Origin of the sequence: Streptomyces sp. NPDC048185, from assembly GCF_043202495.1 — a bacterium.
GTDB lineage: Bacteria > Actinomycetota > Actinomycetes > Streptomycetales > Streptomycetaceae > Streptomyces.
Map to the genome: position 1 here is coordinate 962,751 of NZ_JBIDAN010000001.1, position 17,275 is coordinate 980,025.

Annotated in this window: 18 protein-coding genes; 9 read left to right on the forward strand and 9 right to left on the reverse strand. The window is 73.6% G+C overall.

Going from position 1 to position 17,275, the window contains the following annotated elements; translation table 11 throughout:
- Positions 1-65 precede the first annotated feature (65 nt).
- The 8 genes from ACGF3H_RS04260 to ACGF3H_RS04295 all read right to left on the reverse strand — a co-directional run bounded on the left by ACGF3H_RS04260 (position 66) and on the right by ACGF3H_RS04295 (position 4,731).
- Positions 66-290, reverse strand: coding sequence for a hypothetical protein (locus ACGF3H_RS04260; protein WP_362492054.1), 225 nt, complete (start codon positions 288-290; stop codon positions 66-68).
- Positions 291-433: 143 nt separating this feature from the next.
- Positions 434-685: a hypothetical protein gene (locus ACGF3H_RS04265; RefSeq protein WP_362492052.1), complete on the reverse strand. Its 252-nt coding sequence runs from the start codon at positions 683-685 to the stop codon at positions 434-436.
- Positions 686-1,076: 391 nt separating this feature from the next.
- Positions 1,077-1,301 (reverse strand): hypothetical protein, encoded by a 225-nt coding sequence (locus ACGF3H_RS04270; protein ID WP_362492050.1) that lies wholly within the window; start codon positions 1,299-1,301, stop codon positions 1,077-1,079.
- 153 nt (positions 1,302-1,454) lie between these two features.
- Complete coding sequence (locus ACGF3H_RS04275; protein ID WP_362492047.1) at positions 1,455-1,712, reverse strand: hypothetical protein; 258 nt, start codon at positions 1,710-1,712, stop codon at positions 1,455-1,457.
- Between the two features lie 234 nt (positions 1,713-1,946).
- Positions 1,947-2,813, reverse strand: a complete 867-nt coding sequence (locus ACGF3H_RS04280) for a tyrosinase family protein (RefSeq protein WP_362492045.1) — start codon at positions 2,811-2,813, stop codon at positions 1,947-1,949.
- Positions 2,797-3,315, reverse strand: a complete 519-nt coding sequence (locus ACGF3H_RS04285) for a tyrosinase family oxidase copper chaperone (protein WP_362492042.1) — start codon at positions 3,313-3,315, stop codon at positions 2,797-2,799. Before ACGF3H_RS04285 ends, ACGF3H_RS04280 begins: the two co-directional genes overlap by 17 nt.
- 234 nt (positions 3,316-3,549) lie before the next feature.
- Positions 3,550-3,822 carry a hypothetical protein gene (locus ACGF3H_RS04290; RefSeq protein WP_362492039.1) on the reverse strand — a complete coding sequence of 91 codons (273 nt, stop codon included), beginning with the start codon at positions 3,820-3,822 and terminating at the stop codon, positions 3,550-3,552.
- A 147-nt stretch (positions 3,823-3,969) separates the two neighbouring features.
- The gene (locus ACGF3H_RS04295) at positions 3,970-4,731 is read right to left on the reverse strand and encodes a hypothetical protein (RefSeq protein WP_362492036.1); all 762 of its coding nucleotides are present in this window, start codon (positions 4,729-4,731) and stop codon (positions 3,970-3,972) included.
- Positions 4,732-5,047: 316 nt separating this feature from the next.
- Between ACGF3H_RS04295 and ACGF3H_RS04300 the strand changes: the two genes are divergently transcribed.
- Genes ACGF3H_RS04300 through ACGF3H_RS04335 form a run of 8 tightly spaced genes read left to right on the forward strand, consistent with a single transcriptional unit; the run spans position 5,048 to position 14,491 of the window.
- Complete coding sequence (locus ACGF3H_RS04300; protein WP_362492033.1) at positions 5,048-6,130, forward strand: DUF3344 domain-containing protein; 1,083 nt, start codon at positions 5,048-5,050, stop codon at positions 6,128-6,130.
- A 50-nt stretch (positions 6,131-6,180) separates the two neighbouring features.
- On the forward strand, positions 6,181-7,470 hold the full coding sequence (locus ACGF3H_RS04305; RefSeq protein ID WP_362492030.1) for a glycosyltransferase family 4 protein: 1,290 nt from the start codon (positions 6,181-6,183) through the stop codon (positions 7,468-7,470).
- Complete coding sequence (locus ACGF3H_RS04310; protein WP_362492027.1) at positions 7,467-8,894, forward strand: sugar transferase; 1,428 nt, start codon at positions 7,467-7,469, stop codon at positions 8,892-8,894. The genes ACGF3H_RS04305 and ACGF3H_RS04310 overlap by 4 nt, the downstream gene beginning before the upstream one ends.
- Positions 8,895-8,899: 5 nt before the next feature.
- On the forward strand, positions 8,900-10,243 hold the full coding sequence (locus tag ACGF3H_RS04315) for an O-antigen ligase family protein (RefSeq protein WP_362492026.1): 1,344 nt from the start codon (positions 8,900-8,902) through the stop codon (positions 10,241-10,243).
- On the forward strand, positions 10,240-11,931 hold the full coding sequence (gene murJ, locus ACGF3H_RS04320; protein ID WP_362492024.1) for a lipid II flippase MurJ: 1,692 nt from the start codon (positions 10,240-10,242) through the stop codon (positions 11,929-11,931). The genes ACGF3H_RS04315 and murJ overlap by 4 nt, the downstream gene beginning before the upstream one ends.
- Positions 11,915-12,679, forward strand: coding sequence for a polysaccharide deacetylase family protein (locus tag ACGF3H_RS04325; RefSeq protein WP_362492021.1), 765 nt, complete (start codon positions 11,915-11,917; stop codon positions 12,677-12,679). Before murJ ends, ACGF3H_RS04325 begins: the two co-directional genes overlap by 17 nt.
- 1 nt (position 12,680) lies before the next feature.
- Positions 12,681-13,835 carry a glycosyltransferase gene (locus tag ACGF3H_RS04330; protein ID WP_362492019.1) on the forward strand — a complete coding sequence of 385 codons (1,155 nt, stop codon included), beginning with the start codon at positions 12,681-12,683 and terminating at the stop codon, positions 13,833-13,835.
- Entirely contained in the window at positions 13,832-14,491 is a 660-nt protein-coding gene (locus ACGF3H_RS04335) for a lipopolysaccharide biosynthesis protein (protein ID WP_362492017.1), read from the forward strand. Before ACGF3H_RS04330 ends, ACGF3H_RS04335 begins: the two co-directional genes overlap by 4 nt.
- 71 nt (positions 14,492-14,562) lie before the next feature.
- On the opposite strand, the gene ACGF3H_RS04340 is transcribed toward ACGF3H_RS04335, so the two are convergent.
- Positions 14,563-15,834 (reverse strand): glycosyl hydrolase, encoded by a 1,272-nt coding sequence (locus ACGF3H_RS04340; RefSeq protein WP_362492014.1) that lies wholly within the window; start codon positions 15,832-15,834, stop codon positions 14,563-14,565.
- 176 nt (positions 15,835-16,010) lie between these two features.
- On the opposite strand from ACGF3H_RS04340, the gene ACGF3H_RS04345 reads away from it, so the two are divergent.
- Entirely contained in the window at positions 16,011-17,273 is a 1,263-nt protein-coding gene (locus ACGF3H_RS04345) for an ATP-grasp domain-containing protein (RefSeq protein WP_362492011.1), read from the forward strand.
- Positions 17,274-17,275 lie beyond the last annotated feature (2 nt).

The following is a 17,275-nucleotide window of genomic DNA, read 5'->3' on the forward strand; positions in this document are numbered from 1 at the left end:
AGCGACACATGTCTGAGCGGCGGATGCCGACGTGAACAGGGGCGCCTCGATCGGCCCTTCGGACGTCAGGACTCCGTCTTCCTGCCCTCGATGACGACGACGCTGGTGCAGTCGACCTGCCCTCCGCCGGCGCAGGTCTGCGACTGCACGCAGTGGATGCCGTCGCCGTCCTTGACGCACTTGTCGACACCCTCGTCGGCGGACGCCGGTACGGCACCGAAACCCATCAGGGCGAAGCCGCCCAGGATTCCGGCCGCCATCGTCGCTGCGATCTTCTTCGAAGTGAGCATCTACCTGTTTTCCTTATGCGATCGACCCTCCGCCCCTGCGGCGGCAGAGTCGCGGAACGACTGAATCGGCCCACAAGCCGAGAAGCCTCGGGGCTCGAACGACTGGGTTCGAGCCCCGAGACAGATCACTTGGTCAGTGATCCTCAGCCAAAGTCCTGGGAGCAGGTCACGGCCGTGTTGCCCGCCGACGGGTTGCCGACACCCAGGAGGTTGAGGGCAACGTTGGTGTCCTGCAGGCCGATCAGGGCCTGCTGGTTGTTGACCTCGCCCGTGCAGTTCTGGGTCTGCTTGCTCTCGAGGGACGGGCCCTCACCGGCGTGGCTGACACCGGCGCCGAGGAAACCGGCGCTGCCGAGCATGGCCAGGACGACCGCGGCCTTCTGGTACTTACGCATTACCTCTCCGTTCCTGTTTCAGTCGTGTACGCCCCGTGTTGGGTCGCTCACCGACAGTCATGACTATAGGCGACGACTGGTGGACTGTCGTAGCTGAAACACCCATATGCGTAAGTTTCTTGGGACAAGGCAGGTCATGGGCAGACAAGGCGAGGCGTGAGCCTCGGGGAGCTCCACAGATGGCCGAACCCGGCCGTCACCCCCGCCTCTCACGGCCGCGTGTCCGAGCGGACGGCGCCACACCCCGCGCCCGCCCCGGTCGCGGTCGGGTGCCGGCGAAGAAGGCCGGAAACACACCGATGGCCGGGACCCGGTGTGGGGTCCCGGCCATTCTCCGCTGTGCGAAGAGACCCGAGCGGCACACGTCTGAGCCGGGTCGGCTCTTCGGACGTCAGAACTCCGTCTTCCTGCCCTCGATGACGGCCACGCTGGTGCAGTCGACCTGGGTCCCGCCGGCGCAGGTCTGCGACTGCACACAGTGGATGCCGTCACCGTCCTTGGCGCACTTGTCGACACCCGCGTCGGCGGATGCCGATACGGCACCGAAACCCACCAGCGCGAAGCCGCCCAGGATTCCGGCCGCCATCGTCGCCGCGATCTTCTTCGAAGTGAGCATCTACCTGTTTTCCTTATACGGTCGACCCTCCGCCCCCCCCGGGGCGGCAGAGTCGCGGAACGACTGAAAAAGGCCCGCAAGACGAGAAGTCCCGGGGCTCGAACAACTGGGTTCGAGCCCCGAGACTCACTCAGATCACCTGATCAGTGATCCTCAGCCAAAGGCCTGGGAGCAGGTCACGGCGGTGTTGCCGGCCGCCGGGTTGCCGACCGCGAGGAGCAGGTTGGCGGCAACGTTGGTGTCCTGCAGGCCGACGAGGGCCTGCTGGTTGTTGACCTCGCCCGTGCAGTTCTGGCTCTGCTTGCTGTCGATCGAGGGGTGGTCGCCACCGGCGTAGCTGACACCCGTGCCGAGGAAACCGGCGCTGCCGAGCATGGCCAGGACGACCGCGGCCTTCTGGTACTTACGCATTACCTCTCCGTTTCTCCTGTCGACACAGTCCGTGCTGGACTGGTCACTGACAGTGTTCAACATAGGGGACATTCGCGGCTTTTGACAGTCGAACCGCCCCAACGCGTGACTTTTTTGTAAAGGTGCACTTCACAGGCCTTGCGGGACTGCCGGTCGGGCGAACGCCCAGACGTGTCGGTCTGCCACGACGGGGGCCGGCCGGGCCGTCCGTCCGGCGCCCCGGTCCCCGTCGGCTCACGCGTACCGGTAGATCCGGCTGACGTCCTCCAGCTCGCCCGGCGTCACGTCCCACGGCGGCAGCTTCTCGTGGCGGGCCACGACGCGGCCGTGCTGCGTGTCGCCGGAGCCCGGGGGTGTCGCGGGGAGGTAGCGGGCCTTGCCGTGCCGGCGCTGCCAGCGGTGCCACTGCAGGTCGACGAAGGCGTGGTGCAGCCAGAAGACGGGGTCGTTGACGGAGGCGCCGCCGAGCATGTCGCCGCCGATCCAGCGGTGCACCCGGTTGTGGTTGCGCCAGGAGGCGCTGCCACGGCCCGTGCCCCAGCCCTCCAGCTTGTTGCGGAAGCCCTTCGTGACCGTCGAGTCCCAGGGCGCCACGTCGTAGGCGGGGTCCTTCAGCGCCCACTCGAGGTCGCTCTTGCCGGGCAGGGCGATCGGGGCTCCCCGGCGGCCGAGGTCCCGGGTGAGGTACTCCCCGTCGGTCACGCCCACCTTGATGGTCCAGTGGCCTTCCCCGTGGGCGAACGGGCCGGTCATCACCCTGCTGTCGGAGCTCCGCCCGTTGCCGCCCATCAGGTCCGCCGTCCAGGGCGCGGACGTGGTCGTGCGGTCGCGGGTCCAGTCCCAGTACGGGAGGGTGACCGAGGAGTCCACGCGGCGCAGGGCGTCCTCCATGTCGAGCAGGAGCCGCCGGTGCCAGGGGAGGAAGGAGGGGGTCATGTGCGCGGCGCGCAGTCCGCGTTCGCCGTCGGAGGCGAAGTACGTGATGTGCGTCCGCACGAACTCGTCGTACTCGCCGCGTCGTTTGACCTCCAGCAGGGCGTTGACGAACCGTCGCTTCTCGGCGCGGGTGAGCGTGGCGGCGTCCTTACGCACGTACGCCATGCCGGCCCCCCGCGTGATCGTGCGCCCGTCCCGCGCCCGTCGGTGCCGAGGCCGGGGCGTCGCGGAGCTGCCGGCCGGGGCCGAGCGCGTCGACGGCGGCGCGGGCGGCCTCCAGCGGTGTGGGGTACGAGCAGTAGTGGTCGAGCATGCTCAGCCAGGTGCCGTCGGCGCGGCGCATCAGGTGCAGGGGGCGGCCGTCGACGGTGACGTGCCACTGACCGTCCCCGGCGGTGCCGGAGGCGGAGCTCGGGACACCCTTGATGTGGCGTCCGCGGTGGGTCACGTCGAATCCGGTGGCGCGGCGGTCGCTCCCGGACAGCTGCCGGGGGCGCGCGGAGCGGAAGGCGGTGAGCGCCGGGGCCAGGGCGGCGGCGAGTGCGCCGGCCCGCAGACCGCGTGCCAGGTCCCGCCGCGTTCTGCCCGTCCGCCGGGGTCGCGCGGGGCCCGGCGCTTCGTTCCGGTCCTCGGCACGCTCCGGTGCCCCGCCCATGTCGGTCGTCATGGTCCACTCCCTCGTCCGTGGGGTTGTCGGTAGCGGTAACCGACCGACGCGGCAGGCGGTCACCCGCCGTACGGCTCAGGGCGTGAATCCGGCGGGCGTTGTCACCGGGCGAGCACTCGGGGCACCCGCCACGGACCGGGCCGACGACGTCCGTACGGCAGGGACACCACCGACGGTGGCAGACGAAAGCCGGCCCCCACACGTACCGGGGGCCGGCTTCGGGGCGGCTCGGTGTCAGGCGTGCAGCCCGAGGTCGCCGCGCACCGGCTTGGCCTCGTTCACTGCGGCCGCCGCGTCCTTCGTCGTGTGCAGCAGCGGGCCTTCCTTGCCGGTCTCGAGCAGGGGCGCCGAGTCCTGCTCCATCACCTCGAAGGGAAGCGCGGTGCGCAGGCCCGTGTCGAGGCCGGTGGACGCCAGCTCGGTCTCACCGGCGAACGCGGGGCCGGCGACGCCGGCGGCGATCAGGGATCCGGCAAGGACGGCGGCAGCCTTCAGGGACTTCATCATGTTCCTTTCTTCGGCAACGCGGGTCACCGGAGGGGAAGTGTGTGTCGCCGTGCCTAACGACCCCGGGCCGGAGCGGAAACCGTGGAGCAGAAGATTGACAAGTCCTCATATGAAAGTCTTTCGCGGACTTCGAGGCTCTTTCGGTGGCTAGGCCGGCATCAGCAGCGACGTCAGCGGCGCGACTCCGGGGAGCGTGACTCCCGGGAGCGCGAGCCCGGGGAGGATGGGCGCCCGGACGAGGCCGGCCGGTGCGGGCAGGGTCGTCGCCTGGGTGGTCCCGGTGCCGAGCAGTGCGGCGACCAGTTTCTCCGCGCGGCCCAGCAGGTCGCCGATCAGGGAGGGCGCCTGAGTGGCGTTCGTGTCCGCGTCGGTCTCCGTCGCCGCCTCGGTCCCGGTGGCCGCGTCGGCGTCCGTGGCCGTGTCCGTGCTCGTCGTGGTGCCGGACAGGAGGAGTTCGAGGAGGTTGTCGACGGCCTCCCGCAGGGTGGTCAGGTCCTCGTCGGTGAGGTCGTCGCCGACGACGGTCACCACCGTGTCGTTCGTCGACGTGGCCGACGAGGACGGCTCGGCCGGGGCGGTGGTCGCGGTCGTGGCCGCCGGGTCGTCGGCGGCCGCCTTCGCCAGTGCGTCCTTCGCCGCGTCGCCCAGCTTGCGGACCTCCGCCGAGGACAGCCTGGCACCGTCCGCCTCCAGTGCGGCCTTCAGCAGGTCGACCACCGGGGTGAGTCCGTGCTCGTCGGCGTCGACGGCCTCGACCTGCTCGAGCAGTGCGGCGGAGGACGTCGCGCGGTGACGCTCGGGGGCCGTGTCGGCCGCCGAGGCCGCCGGGCCGGCGACGCCGGTGACACCGGTGAGAAGGGCGGCACACAGGACGCCGGGGGCGACGAGCCGGACGGGCAGAGCGCGCATGGAGGTTCCTTTCTCAGGCTTCGGATCTTGCAACCCACCGTGAAAGCGCCCGGACACCTCCGCAACCGGGGATGCGCCATTCGGTGCCACACGCCTGCCACCCCGTCGCGTCCCCGGCCGGGCGGGAGGGCAGGCCCGTCCGTTCCCGCAACAGGGCTTCACGATTCCAACACACTTGCCGCTTTCGCTGAATTTCAGGGAGTTTGTCCGTTTGGTGACTAGAGTTGCGACCTCCTGAGCATCCTCATGGGCGGCCGCATCGCACTCGTCACCGCCGACTGCCACCGCCACCCTGTTCCGAAAGGCACCGACGGTCATGCGTCAATCCCTGGGTCAGATGCTTCGCCATGCGGCTGTGGGCGTCTTCTCCCTCGCCGTGATGTGGGCACCCTGCGGCCTCGCGGCCGCCGCGCCGGCGGCGCCCTCCCCGGAGGCCGACAGCCTCGCCTTCTCCGAGCGCTACCGCGCACTCCAGCACGGCGGCATCGTGCGCGCCGCCAACACCTCCGCCACCTGCCGGGCCCAGGCGTCCTCGTGCCGGGACGTACAGGGGGGCGCGCAGGGGGTGAACGGCGCGTTCGACATGTCGTACGTCGACGTCGACGACGACCCGAACACCTACAACTCCTCCCGGGCGGAGGTCCGCCTGCCCGCCGGTTCGCGGGTGACGTACGCGCGCCTGTACTGGGGCGGCAACCTGCGCGTGGGTGAGCAGAAGCCGTCCGAGGACAACGGCCGGGTGCTGATCGCCGAACCGGGCGGCGCGTACAAGGAGCTCCTCGCGGACACCCTCGTCGGGCACCGCGTGACCGACACGGTGGACGCCTTCCAGGCCTCGGCGGACGTGACGGGGCTGGTGCGGGACAGCGGACCGGGTCTGTACACCGTGGCGCAGATCAACGTGGCCGCCGGCCGGTCGACGGCCGGTGCCTGGGGTGGCTGGACCCTGGTCGTGGCGTACGAGAACGCGAAGGAACCGCTGCGGCACCTCGCGCTCTGGGACGGCTTCGTGCCGCTGTGGGCCCAGGCGGCGGAGCTGCGGCTGCGGGACTCGCGCTTCCCCGCGAACGCCGGAGGCAGCGTGGGCCTGGTGGCCTACGACGGCGACCGCGGCAGCGAAGGCGACGCGCTCACCGTGACCAGCGGGTCCGGCACCGTCGCGCTCAGCGGCCCCGGCAACCCCGCCGACGACGTCCTGAACTCCACCATCACGGGGCCCGCGGGGCACGCCCCCGCCCGTACGCCCGCCTACGCGAACAACCTCGGCTACGACTCCGACGTGTTCGATCTCGCGGGAGGTCTGCCGAACGCCGGTGACGAGGCGACCGTCCGCCTCGCCTCCCCACGGGACGGGGCGTGGGCCGGCGCGCTCTTCGCCGCGGTCGACGCCCGGCAGTGAACGCTCCGCCTCCCGTCCCGAGCACCTGCGTCAGCGAGGAACCCGTGTCCGTGGCCCCGTCACCCCGTGGCCGTCCGCCCCGGGTCCTGCACCTCACCCAACCCGTGGAGGGCGGGGTCGCGCGTGTCGTGACGGACCTCGTCCGGGCCCAGCTGGCGGACGGGCTGGAGGTCACGGCGGTCTGCCCCGACAGCGCGCTCACCGCCCGGCTGCGGGCGGACGGGGCGGACGTCCGGCCCTGGCAGGCGACGCGGTCACCGGGGCCCTCGCTCCTGCGCGAGGTACGGCGTCTCGCGCGCCTGATCGACGACGTACGCCCCGACCTGGTGCACGCGCACAGCGCGAAGGCGGGGCTCGCCGGCCGGCTCGCGGTGCGCGGACGGATCCCGACGGTCTTCCAGCCGCACGCCTGGTCGTTCGAGGCGGTCGGCGGGAGCACCGCGGCCCTCGCGCTCCGCTGGGAGCGGTGGGGGGCACGCTGGGCCACGCGGATGCTGTGCGTGAGCGAGGCGGAGCGCGCGACCGGCGTCCGGGCCGGGATCACCGGCAGGTGGGCGGTCGTGCCCAACGGCATCGATCCCGAGCGCTACCGCCCCGCCGCGGCCGGCACCGTGCGGGCCGGGCTCGCACCGCTCGCGGGCGTCGGCCCCGCGGCTCCCCTCGTGGTCTGTGTGGGGCGGCTGTGCCCGCAGAAGGGGCAGGACGTCCTGCTGCGGGCGTGGGACACCGTCGTGCGGCGGGTGCCCGACGCCCGGCTCGTCCTGGTCGGCGACGGACCGGACCGCGACCGGCTGCGGCAGGAAGCCCCCGGGTCCGTGCTGTTCACCGGTGCCGTCGCCGACACCTCCGTCTGGTACCAGGCCGCCGATCTCGCCGTCCTGCCGTCCCGCTGGGAGGGCATGGCACTGGCCCCGCTGGAGGCGATGGCCTGCGGCGTGCCGGTGCTGGTCACGGACGTCGACGGCGCCCGCGAGAGCCTGCCGCCCGCCCTCACCGCCCGGTGCGTGATCCCGCCGGAGAACCCGGAGGAGCTGGCCGCGGCCATCACCGGACTGCTGCTCGACGCGCCGCTGCGCGAGTCGCTCGGCGTCCGGGGCCGCCGGCACGTGCTGTCCCTCCACGACGTACGACACACCACCGAGGCCGTCGCGGACGTCTACCGCGACCTTCTCGGCCCATGGCCCGCCTCACCCGGTGCGCGCCCGTTCGCAGCGATCGAGCGCGCCACCTCCCACGGCGTCGAGCGGGGCCGACCGCTCGGCACGGGCCGGGACTCCGAGGCGGACCCGACAACACAGGACGTCGAGTCCACCGAGCACAGGGAGTCCATCCACTCGTGACTGCCGAACGTACCGTGTCCTCCCCCGGTGTAACGCCACGGGAGCACGGCTTCTCACCCGTCTCCGTCATGCCGCCGCTCGGCGCCTCGGCCGGTCCGCGGATCTCCGCCCCGCGGTCCCCGGCGCCCGACGCCTCGCCGGTCCCGCTGCTCCTCGCGGACCTCGGCGCCGCCGTGCTGGGCGCGCTGGCGCTCGCCGGCACCCAGCGCCAGACGCTGCTGGCCACCCTGCTGGTCGTCGTGTCCCTCCTGCTGCGCGCCCGCGACACCCGGCCGCCGGTGCCGGGGCTGCTGGAGGAACTGCCCGCCGTGTGCGGCCGCACCGCCGTCGCCTGGCTGGTGCCCACGGCGCTCTGGGCGGCGTACCGGCCGGAGGACGCCCTGTCCGCCGGCACGGTGCTGACGGGCGTCGTCCTGCAGGCCGGGGCGTGCTGCGCACTGCGCGCGGCCGTGCACGGGCGGCGGCGCGCGGCACTGCTGCGCCATCCGCGCGCCGCGCTCGTGGTGGGCCCGCCGGCGACCGCACACCGTGTGGCCGCCGCTCTGCTGCGCCACCCGCGGTGCGGTGTGCGGCCCGTGGGCGTGGTCGCCGATCAGCCGGAGGGCGTCGAGGGGATCCCGGTGCTGCGGACCGGCGAGGAGGTCGAACGGGCGGTCATCCAGAACGGGGTGCGCGCGGTGCTGGCCGTGCATCCCTCGGTCCGCGCTGAACAGGCGCCGCTGCTGCGCACGCTGGCCGAGTCGGGCTGCGTGATCTGGGAGCTCGACGCCGACTCCCCCACGTACACCACGGGGGAACGGCTGGCCGGGTTCGCCTGCCGGCGGCTGGACCTGTCCCCGGCGCGGCACGGCGGCGCGGGCAAGCGGATGCTCGACATCGTCGTGTCGGGCACGCTGCTGCTGCTGGTCAGCCCGCTGCTGCTGGCGTGTGCCGCGGTCCTGCGCCTCGGTGAGGGCCCGGGCGTGGTGTTCCGGCAGGAGCGGATCGGCAGGGACGGGAAGCCGTTCACGCTGCTGAAGTTCCGCACGCACCGCCCGGTGAACGAGCACGAGTCGGCGACGCGGTGGAGCGTGGCCAACGAGAACGAGATGAGCCGCTTCTGCCGCATGTTGCGGCGCACCTCGCTCGACGAGCTCCTCCAGCTGTGGAACGTGCTGCGCGGCGACATGAGCCTGGTCGGGCCGCGCCCCGAACGCGCCTACTTCGTCGCTCAGTTCAGCGGAGCGCACCCCGGTTACGCGGCCCGGCACCGCATGCGGACCGGCATCACCGGCCTCGCCCAGGTCCACGGGCTGCGCGGCGACACCTCGATCGAGGACCGCTGCCGGTTCGACAACGCCTACATCGACGACTGGTCGCTGTGGCGGGACATCTGCATCCTGCTGCGCACCGCGGCCACGCTGGTCCGTCCGACGGGGAGCTGACCGACGTGAGCCACCCTCTCGCACCGCTTCCGCGCCGGGCCGCCGTGCTCGGACCGGTCCTGCCCCTGGCGGCGGTGCTCGCCCTGCCGGCGCTGTCGCCCGCCGGGCACGGCGCGGGGCCCGCCGACGTGTGCTCCGGGCTGGTGGTGGGGTACTGCGTGGTCCGTCTGCTGCGGGAGGGACGGCGCCCGCTGTCACCCGCCGCGGCCCTGGTGCTCGGCCTGCCGGTGGTGGGGATCGCGCTCGCCGCGCTGGGGGCGTCCTCGCCCGCGGCCGGGCTGGCCGGCATGGCCCGCTATCTGCAGATCTTCGTGCTGGTCCCGGCGGCGGTGCTGTTGCTGCTCCGGGACCGCCGCGACTTCCGGGTGCTGGCCTGGACGTTCGTGGGCCTCGCCCTGTGCGAGGGCGCCGTCGGAGTCCACCAGTACGTCACCCGGACCGGCGCCTCCTACCAGGGCGAGGACATCCGGGCGGTCGGCACGTTCGGCGCCCAGGACGTGATGGGCATGGCGTCCGTGGTCGCCCTCGGCCTGGTCTGCGCCGCCGGGATCGCGCTGGGCCGGGCACCGGTGTGGCAGCGGGCGGCCGCCACGGGCTGCGCGCTCGTGCTGCTCGCCCCGCTCGCGGTGTCCTTCAGCCGGGGCGCCTGGATCGCGACCGTCCTGACGTGCGCCGTGCAACTGGCGCTGGCCGGGCTGCGCCGCGCGCTGAAGGTGGCCGCCGCCCTGGCCGCCGCGGGCGTGGTCCTGGTGGGCGGGTTCGGCGTCGGCACCGCGCAGCTGCAGGAGCGGATCGACAGCATCGCGCAGGTCACCGACGCCCCCGACCAGTCCGTCGTCGACCGGTACACCCTGTGGTCGTCGGCCACCGGGATGTGGCGCGACCACCCGCTGACCGGCGTGGGCCTGAAGAACTTCCCCGAGTACCGCGACGGGCACGCCACGCTGGCCCTGTCGTCGGGCAGCGACATCGAGGGCGCCGGAGCCGAGTACCACAAGCAGGCGCTGCTGTCGCCGCACAACATGTACCTGCTGGTCCTGAGCGAGCAGGGGCTGGTCGGACTGCTCACCCTCGCCGGAGGCTGGCTGGCCCTGCTGCTGTGCGGGGTGCGCCGGCTGCTGCGCGTCCGCCGCGGGGGGCCGGGACTCGACTGCGCGCTGGTGGCCTGCGGGCTGCTGGTCTGGGTGCTGACCGACTTCCTGTACGGCGACATCGGCGGCCCCTCGACCGTGGTGACCGCGATGGCCCTGGGGCTCGCCGCCTGGTGGGCGCTGGCCGGCGGCGAGCGGCGGGACGCCCTGTCACCCGGTGGGGTCCGCGAGCGCGTCGAGGAGGCGGTGGCCCGATGACCGTCATGCCTTCACAGATTCCCGGGTCCGAGACCGACGAGGCGGCGCCCGTGCCCGCGGCGCGGGCGGCCACGTCGGTGCAGGCCGGCGCCGACCAGGCGTCGGCCTCCCGGAAGTTCCTCGCCCGGGCGACGCTCGTCACGGCGTCGTTGTCCATCGCCGGCTCCCTGCTCGGCCTGGTGCGCGACCAGTCACTGGCCCGGCTGTTCGGGGCCGGGAGCGACACGGACGCCTTCCTCGTCGCGTGGACCGTGCCGGAGCTGTCCGCCACGCTGCTGATCGAGGACGGGCTGGCGCTGGTGCTGATCCCGGCGTTCAGCCTGGCGCTGGCCCGCCGCGCCCGTGGCGCCGCGGGGGACCCGGTCCGGGCCCTGGTCGCCGCCACCCTGCCCCGGCTGTGCCTGGCCCTCGCCGCGGTGGCCGCGCTGGTCGCCGGTGCGGCCCCCTTGCTGGTCCGGGCCCTGGCGCCCGGACTGCCCGACCCCCGCCTCGCCGTCGACTGCACCCGGCTCACGGCGATCAGCCTGCTGGCCTTCGGGCTCGCCGGGTACTGCAGCGCCGCGCTGCGGGCGCACCGCCGCTTCTTCGCGCCCGCGGCGATCTACGTCGCCTACAACACCGGCATCGTCGCGGCGATGTTCCTTTTCGGCGCCCGGTGGGGCGTGCGCTCCGCGGCGGCGGGTGTCGCGGCGGGCGGCTGCCTGATGGTGGCGGTGCAACTGCCCTCCCTGTGGCGGCAGCTGACGTCACGCGTACCGGCGTCGCACGGGTCCGGGGCGGGCGAGGAGGCCGAGGAGCGGCCGATGCGGTTCGCCCTGGTCGCCGCCGTGCTGCTCTTCGCCCTGTGCCGCCAGTCGCAGGTCCTCGTCGAGCGCTTCCTCGCCTCCTCCCTGCCCGCCGGGGCCATCTCGCACCTGAACTACGCGCAGAAGGTGGCCCAGATCCCCATGACGCTGTCCCTGATGGTGATCACGGTCACCTTCCCCGTGGTGGCGCGGGCGCTCGCGGACGGCGACACCGAACGGGCCCGCAGCCGGGTGGAGCGGGACCTGGTGCTCACCTCCTGCGTGGTGCTGATGGGCATGTGCGCGGTGATCGCCTGTGCTCCGCAGATGGTCGAACTGCTCTTCCAGCGGGGCGCCTTCACCGCGGGTGACACCGTGGCGACGGCGGACGTCATGCGGGTGTACGCCCTCGGGCTGCTGGGCCAGACGCTGGTGGGCGCCCTGATCCGCTCGTACTTCTCGGCGGGCCGGCCCAGCTGGTACCCCGTCGGCGTGATGGCCGCGGGCATCGGCGTGACGTCCCTGATCGGCGCCGTCACGGTGGGCCACTGGGGGGTGGCGGGGATCGCCGCCGCCAACGCCTTCGGCATCACCGTCACGGCCGGCCTGCTGCTCGCCGGGCTGCGAACGGGCCGGAGCGGCCCGCACGGTGTCACGGTCCGGGTCCGGCAGGTCCTGGCCCAGCTGAGCGGGCCGGTGCTCGCGGCGGCCGCCGCGACCGTCACCGGGGCGTTCGCCGCGAGCCGGTCCGACTCCCCGCTGGGGGGCCTCGCGGCCGGCTGCCTGACCGTGGTCGCCGTTTTCGTCCCGCTCGCCTGGGCCTCGGGGGTCCGGGGTTCCACATCCGCCGTGCGTTCCGTACGCACCGTCACACGAAAGCTCACCCATGGCCGCATCCGTTGACTCCGTCCCGTCCGCCAGACCCGCCGCCCCGCGTCCCGGCCCGCTCCCCTGGGTCGCCATGTACCACTCGGTGGGCGACTGCTCGGACGATCCGTACCGCATCACCGTCACGCCCGAGCGGCTCGGCAGGCAGCTGGCGTGGCTGCGCCGCCGGGGGCTGCGGGGCGTGTCCGTGGCCGACCTGCTCGCCGCCCGCGCCCGCGGCGCGGGGCAGGGCCTGGTCGGGCTCACCTTCGACGACGGATACGCCGACTTCGTCACCACCGCCCTGCCGCTGCTGCGCCGGTGGAACTGCGGCGCCACCCTCTTCGTGCTGCCCGGACGGCTCGGCGGCGACAACGCCTGGGACCCGCTGGGCCCCCGCAAGCCGCTGCTCAGCGCCGACGGCATCCGGCAGGCCGCCGCGCAGGGGGTGGAGATCGGCTCGCACGGGCTGACCCACGTCGACCTCACCCGGGCGGACGACCTGGAGCTGAAGACCGAGGTCGTCGAGAGCCGCGAGCGGCTGGCGGAGCTGACCGGTGTCCGGCCCGACGGCTTCTGCTACCCGTACGGCACGATCGACGCCCGCGCCGTCGAGGCGGTGCGCGACGCCGGATACACCTACGCCTGCGCCATCGACCCCGGCCCGCTGACCGGTCCGCACGCCCTGCCCCGCGTCCACGTCGGCCAGAACGACACGGCGTGGCGGCTGTACCTCAAGCACCGGCTGCACCGGTTGCGCCGGCGCCCCGTGGAAGGCCTGTGAGATGAGGGCCCTGCACATCATCACCGGCCTCGGCGTCGGCGGGGCCGAGCAGCAACTGCGCCTGCTGCTCCGTCATCTGCCCGTCGAGTGCGACGTCGTCACGCTCACCAACCCCGGCCCGGTCGCCGAGGGTCTCACCGCCGACGGGGTCCGCGTCGTGCATCTGGGCATGTCCGGCAACCGGGACCTGACCGCGCTCCCCCGGCTGGTCCGGCTGATCCGCGCCGGCGGTTACGACCTGGTCCACACCCACCTGTACCGGGCCTGCGTGTACGGCCGCCTCGCCGCGCGCCTCGCCGGGGTCCGCGCCGTCGTCGCCACCGAGCACTCGCTGGGCGACTCCCAGATGGAGGGCCGCAGGCTCACCGCCGGGGTGCGCGGGCTGTACCTCGCCAGTGAGCGGCTCGGCTCGAAGACGGTCGCCGTCTCCTCGGCGGTGGCCCACCGGCTGAAGCACTGGGGCGTGCCCGCTCCCCGCATCGAGGTCGTCCCCAACGGCATCGAGCTGGACCGCTTCCGCTTCGACCCGGAACGGCGGGCACGCTGCCGCCGGCGTCTCGGCCTTCCCCAGGACGCGTTCGTCGTCGGCGGCGTCGGCCGGCTCGCCCGGGGGAAGCGGTTCGACGTCCTCGTCCAGGCGCTCGCCCGGCTGCCGGAGGACCACTGGCTGCTGCTGGTGGGCGGGGGCCCCGACGAGCACCTCCTGCGCCGCACGGCACACGAGGCCGGCGTGTCCGGGCGGGTCCTGTTCACCGGCGAGCGCCCCTACCTCCCCGACGGCTCCGCGGGCCCCGACCTGCCCTCGCTCACCTCCGCGATGGACCTGTTCGCGTCCCCGTCGCCGGACGAGGCCTTCGGCCTGGCGGCCGTGGAGGCGCTGGCCTCGGGCCTGCCCGTGCTCTACGCCTCCTGCCCGGCGATCGAGGACCTGCCGCCGTCGGCCACCGCCGGCGCCCGGCGCGTGCGGGGCGGTCCCGGCGCGTACGCCCGCGCGATCGCCGAGGTCAGCGCGGCGGGCGCCGGGCCCCGCACCGTCCCGGACGTCGCGCACCGCTACAGCATCACCCGCAGCACAGCCCGCCTCGTCGACGTCTACGCGGCAGCGGTCTCCCGTTCGCCGTCGGCCCTCTCACCCCTCGGAGCAAGCCCGTCATGACCGACACTCCGACCCGCCGGAGCTTCCCGTCCGCGGCGCGTGTCAAGAAGCTGCCGTCCTGGTCCGTCCTCGCGGCGGGCGCCCTCGCCGGCACCCTGCTCGGCGGCGCCTACGGCCTCTTCACACCGGCCACCTATACGGCCACCAGCTATGTCGTCGCCGTGCCGACGTCGAAGTCCACCCCGGAGGCCGCCCGCGGTTTCGCGCAGGCGTACGGCCGCGTGGCCACCCAGCTCGCGGTGCTGGGGGACGCCCAGGTGTGGGCGGGTGTACCGGTGCGCACGCTGCAGGACAAGGTGCGCACCGCGACCTCGCCCGACGCGCCCATGGTCGCCGTCTCGGCCACGTCCACGCGGCCCGCCCTGGCCGTCGACATGGCCAACGCGGTCTCCCGGGCGCTGACCCAGCACGCGGACCACTCCAAGGGCAGCACCCAGGTGCGGCTCGTGCAGTTCTCCCGCGCGGTGAAGCCGAGCAGCCCGACGTCGGCGTCGACGACGGTGACCACCCTGGTGGGCGCGAGCGCGGGCGGGCTGCTGGGCGGGCTGGCGCTGCTGGCACGGCCGCGGCGCAACCGCCGGGAGGACGACGGCTCCGCCCCCGTCCCGTCGGTGCCCGGCCCGGCCCCGGCCGCCGACGTGCACGGGCAGCGGTGACGGCGGTGCGGTGCCCGGCGGTGGCGGCGGACCCGGGCACGGGCCGGCCGCCACCGGCCGGGGCGGGCGCGCTAGTCGCCCGACCACCACTCGAAGCGGAGGCAGAGCTTGCCCCCGAGCCAGTACTCCACCCAACTGCCCAGGTCCAGCGGCGAGCACCCCTGCGGGGGCCGCGGCGCGGTGGGCGCGGTCGGCGTGGGGTCGGGCGCGCTGGGCTCGGGCACGGACGGAGCGGTGGGCGTCGTCCCGTCGGCGAGGCGCGAGACGACGGACCGGTAGACGCGGGAGGCGTCCGGGTTGGCCGCGCACTGCCAGACACCGTGCGGGCAGTAGTCGGTCAGCGTGTTGTACAGCGGCTTGTGCTCGGCGATCCACTCCAGCATGCGCCGCATGTACTCGGGGTTGTCGCCGTTCCGGAAGAGCCCCCACTCCGGGTAGGAAATGGGTTTGCGGTGGGCCTTCGCGAAGTCCACGTGCGCCTGGAGTCCGTAGGGCTCCTTCACCTGCTCGTCGAAGGACATGCCGGACGGCTGGTCGTAGGAGTCCATGCCGATGACGTCGACCGTGTCGTCGCCCGGGTAGCACTCGGTCCAGGGCAGGGCGTCCCGGCCGCGGCTCGGTGTGAAGTCGAACCGGAACTTCTGGCCCGGCACCGAGCGCATGGTGGTGACGATCCTGTTCCAGTACTTCTTCCAGGCCTCGGGATCCGGCCCGCACCGGTGGGTGTAGGTGACGCCGTTCATCTCCCAGCCGAGCACCAGGACCGTGTCCGGCACCTTCAGCCGGACCAGCCGCTCGGCCAGGGCACGGAAGTGGTGGTCGAACTCCCCGGCCGCGCCCCGCCGCAGCAGCTGCCGGACCTCGCCGTCGGAGACGCCCTCCTCGTTGCGCTCCTGCATGGGCACGTTGAGGACGAGCATCCGGTCGTCCTCCGCGTTGCGCCAGTGCGCCCACGACTCGAGGAAGCGGATGTCCCCCTCGATGTCCTGCCAGCGGTTGCCGGGCAGGTAGGTGTGGCCGACGCGGAGCTCGGCGCCGCCGAGCCAGTGGCTGAGCTGCTTCATGCGGGCCACACCGCGGGCGTCGGAGGCGAGGAAGGCGCCGAACGCCGGCACCTCCGGTCGCCGTGCCGGGGTGACCGCCGAGGGCGTCGCCGACGGTTCGGCAGCGGCCGGGAGCAGGCCGGCGGGCACCGTCGGGGCGGGCGGCGGGACGGGTGGATCAGTGCCGCGCACCACCCCCACCCCGGCCGCGGGACCGGACGCCAGGACGGCCGACGCGGCCACCGCCACCGCGCCCACGGCCAGCCTGCCGAACCGGATCCGCTTGTGCTGTGGAGCCATGCCTGCCCCTCTCCTCGCTCTCGTCCGACCTCTGCGGCTGTTCTCGCTATTGACGAACAGTCATATGAATTCAGGCACAGGACATTCCGGGGCGCCACTGCCCTTGGGGCTTTCGAGTGCCGAACTCCCCCGTGCGGGTGAAAGGCCCGGACATCACCAGAAGAAAGCGAGACTTCATGTCGTTGCTCGACACCCGGGTCCCCGCGGTGCTGCTACGGATCGACCCGAATCCCTTTCACCACGGAACGCTGGGCGCCGTGCGTTCCCTCGGCAGGGCGGGAGTGGAGGTGCACGTCGTCGCCGACTCGGCCGGAAGCCCCGTCAACAAGTCGCGTTACGTACGGCGCATGCACCCGCCGCCGCTTCCGGGAGCGTCCGCGGACGACATCCTCGCCGTGCTGCGCCGGGTCGCCGGTGAAGTGCCGTCACCCGCCGTCCTGATCCCGATGGACGACGCGAGCGCGATCGCCGTGGCCCGCCTGCGCGACGCCCTCGCCCCCTCCTACCTGCTGCCCGCGATGCCGGGCACGCTGGCCGAACGCGTCGCCGACAAGGGCGAACTGGCCGCCGTGTGCGCCGCCGCGGGCGTGCCGCACCCGCTGACGCTGGTGCCGGACGGCCCGGCGCGGGCCGCCGACGACGTGCGGCGGCTCGGCGTGCCCGTGGTGGCGAAGTGGAGCCGTCCCTGGCTGCTGCCGGCCGGCAGCGGGCTGCGCAGCACGCAGCTGGTGCGGTCCCCGGAGCAGGCACGGGAGCTGTACCTGCGCACCGCGGAGGCGGGCAGCCCGCTGCTGCTCCAGGCCTATCTGCCGCCGGGGCCCGACCGGGACTGGTTCGTCCACGGCTACGCCGACGGCTCGGGTGCCGTGCGCGCGGGCGGACCGGGCCGCAAGCAGCTGGCGTGGCCGCGCGGAGCGGGCCTGACCGCGGTGGGCCGCTGGACGCCCAACCCCGAGGTGCGGACGCTGGCCGAGCGGCTCACCGGTGAGCTGGGCTACCGGGGCATCTTCGACCTCGACTTCCGCCGCTGCGGCACGACGGGCCGCTACCACCTGCTCGACTTCAATCCGCGCCCCGGCGCCCAGTTCCGGCTCTTCGCCGACAGCGCGGGCCTGGACGTCGTACGGGCCCAGCACCTCGACCTGACGGGACGTCCGCTGCCCCAGGGTTCCCCCCTGGCCGGACGGGCGTTCGTGGTGGAGAACTACGCCCCGCTGACCGCCCTGCGACCGGCCCCGGACGGTCGCGAACTGGCCTGGTACGCCCGGGACGACCCCGCACCCGGGCGGGCCATGTGGTCCCTGTGGGGCCGTCATGTCGCGGGCCGGCTGCGAGAGCGGCTGCGTCCGTCGGCGCCGGCCCGGACTTCACCGGCAGCACCTCCGATCCCCAGGGCGGCCTCGTCCTCCCTGACCGACAACGAGAAAGCGAGCAAGTGATG

Excerpts from the sequence above, each read along its gene's own strand:
- ACGF3H_RS04260 (WP_362492054.1), bottom strand. The coding sequence starts at position 290 with ATGCTCACTTCGAAGAAGATCGCAGCGACGATGGCGGCCGGAATCCTG.
- ACGF3H_RS04265 (WP_362492052.1), bottom strand. The coding sequence starts at position 685 with ATGCGTAAGTACCAGAAGGCCGCGGTCGTCCTGGCCATGCTCGGCAGC.
- ACGF3H_RS04270 (WP_362492050.1), bottom strand. The coding sequence starts at position 1,301 with ATGCTCACTTCGAAGAAGATCGCGGCGACGATGGCGGCCGGAATCCTG.
- ACGF3H_RS04275 (WP_362492047.1), bottom strand. The coding sequence starts at position 1,712 with ATGCGTAAGTACCAGAAGGCCGCGGTCGTCCTGGCCATGCTCGGCAGC.
- ACGF3H_RS04280 (WP_362492045.1), bottom strand. The coding sequence starts at position 2,813 with ATGGCGTACGTGCGTAAGGACGCCGCCACGCTCACCCGCGCCGAGAAG.
- ACGF3H_RS04285 (WP_362492042.1), bottom strand. The coding sequence starts at position 3,315 with ATGACGACCGACATGGGCGGGGCACCGGAGCGTGCCGAGGACCGGAAC.
- ACGF3H_RS04290 (WP_362492039.1), bottom strand. The coding sequence starts at position 3,822 with ATGATGAAGTCCCTGAAGGCTGCCGCCGTCCTTGCCGGATCCCTGATC.
- ACGF3H_RS04295 (WP_362492036.1), bottom strand. The coding sequence starts at position 4,731 with ATGCGCGCTCTGCCCGTCCGGCTCGTCGCCCCCGGCGTCCTGTGTGCC.
- ACGF3H_RS04300 (WP_362492033.1), top strand. The coding sequence starts at position 5,048 with ATGCGTCAATCCCTGGGTCAGATGCTTCGCCATGCGGCTGTGGGCGTC.
- murJ (WP_362492024.1), top strand. The coding sequence starts at position 10,240 with ATGACCGTCATGCCTTCACAGATTCCCGGGTCCGAGACCGACGAGGCG.
- ACGF3H_RS04325 (WP_362492021.1), top strand. The coding sequence starts at position 11,915 with ATGGCCGCATCCGTTGACTCCGTCCCGTCCGCCAGACCCGCCGCCCCG.
- ACGF3H_RS04330 (WP_362492019.1), top strand. The coding sequence starts at position 12,681 with ATGAGGGCCCTGCACATCATCACCGGCCTCGGCGTCGGCGGGGCCGAG.
- ACGF3H_RS04335 (WP_362492017.1), top strand. The coding sequence starts at position 13,832 with ATGACCGACACTCCGACCCGCCGGAGCTTCCCGTCCGCGGCGCGTGTC.
- ACGF3H_RS04340 (WP_362492014.1), bottom strand. The coding sequence starts at position 15,834 with ATGGCTCCACAGCACAAGCGGATCCGGTTCGGCAGGCTGGCCGTGGGC.
- ACGF3H_RS04345 (WP_362492011.1), top strand. The coding sequence starts at position 16,011 with ATGTCGTTGCTCGACACCCGGGTCCCCGCGGTGCTGCTACGGATCGAC.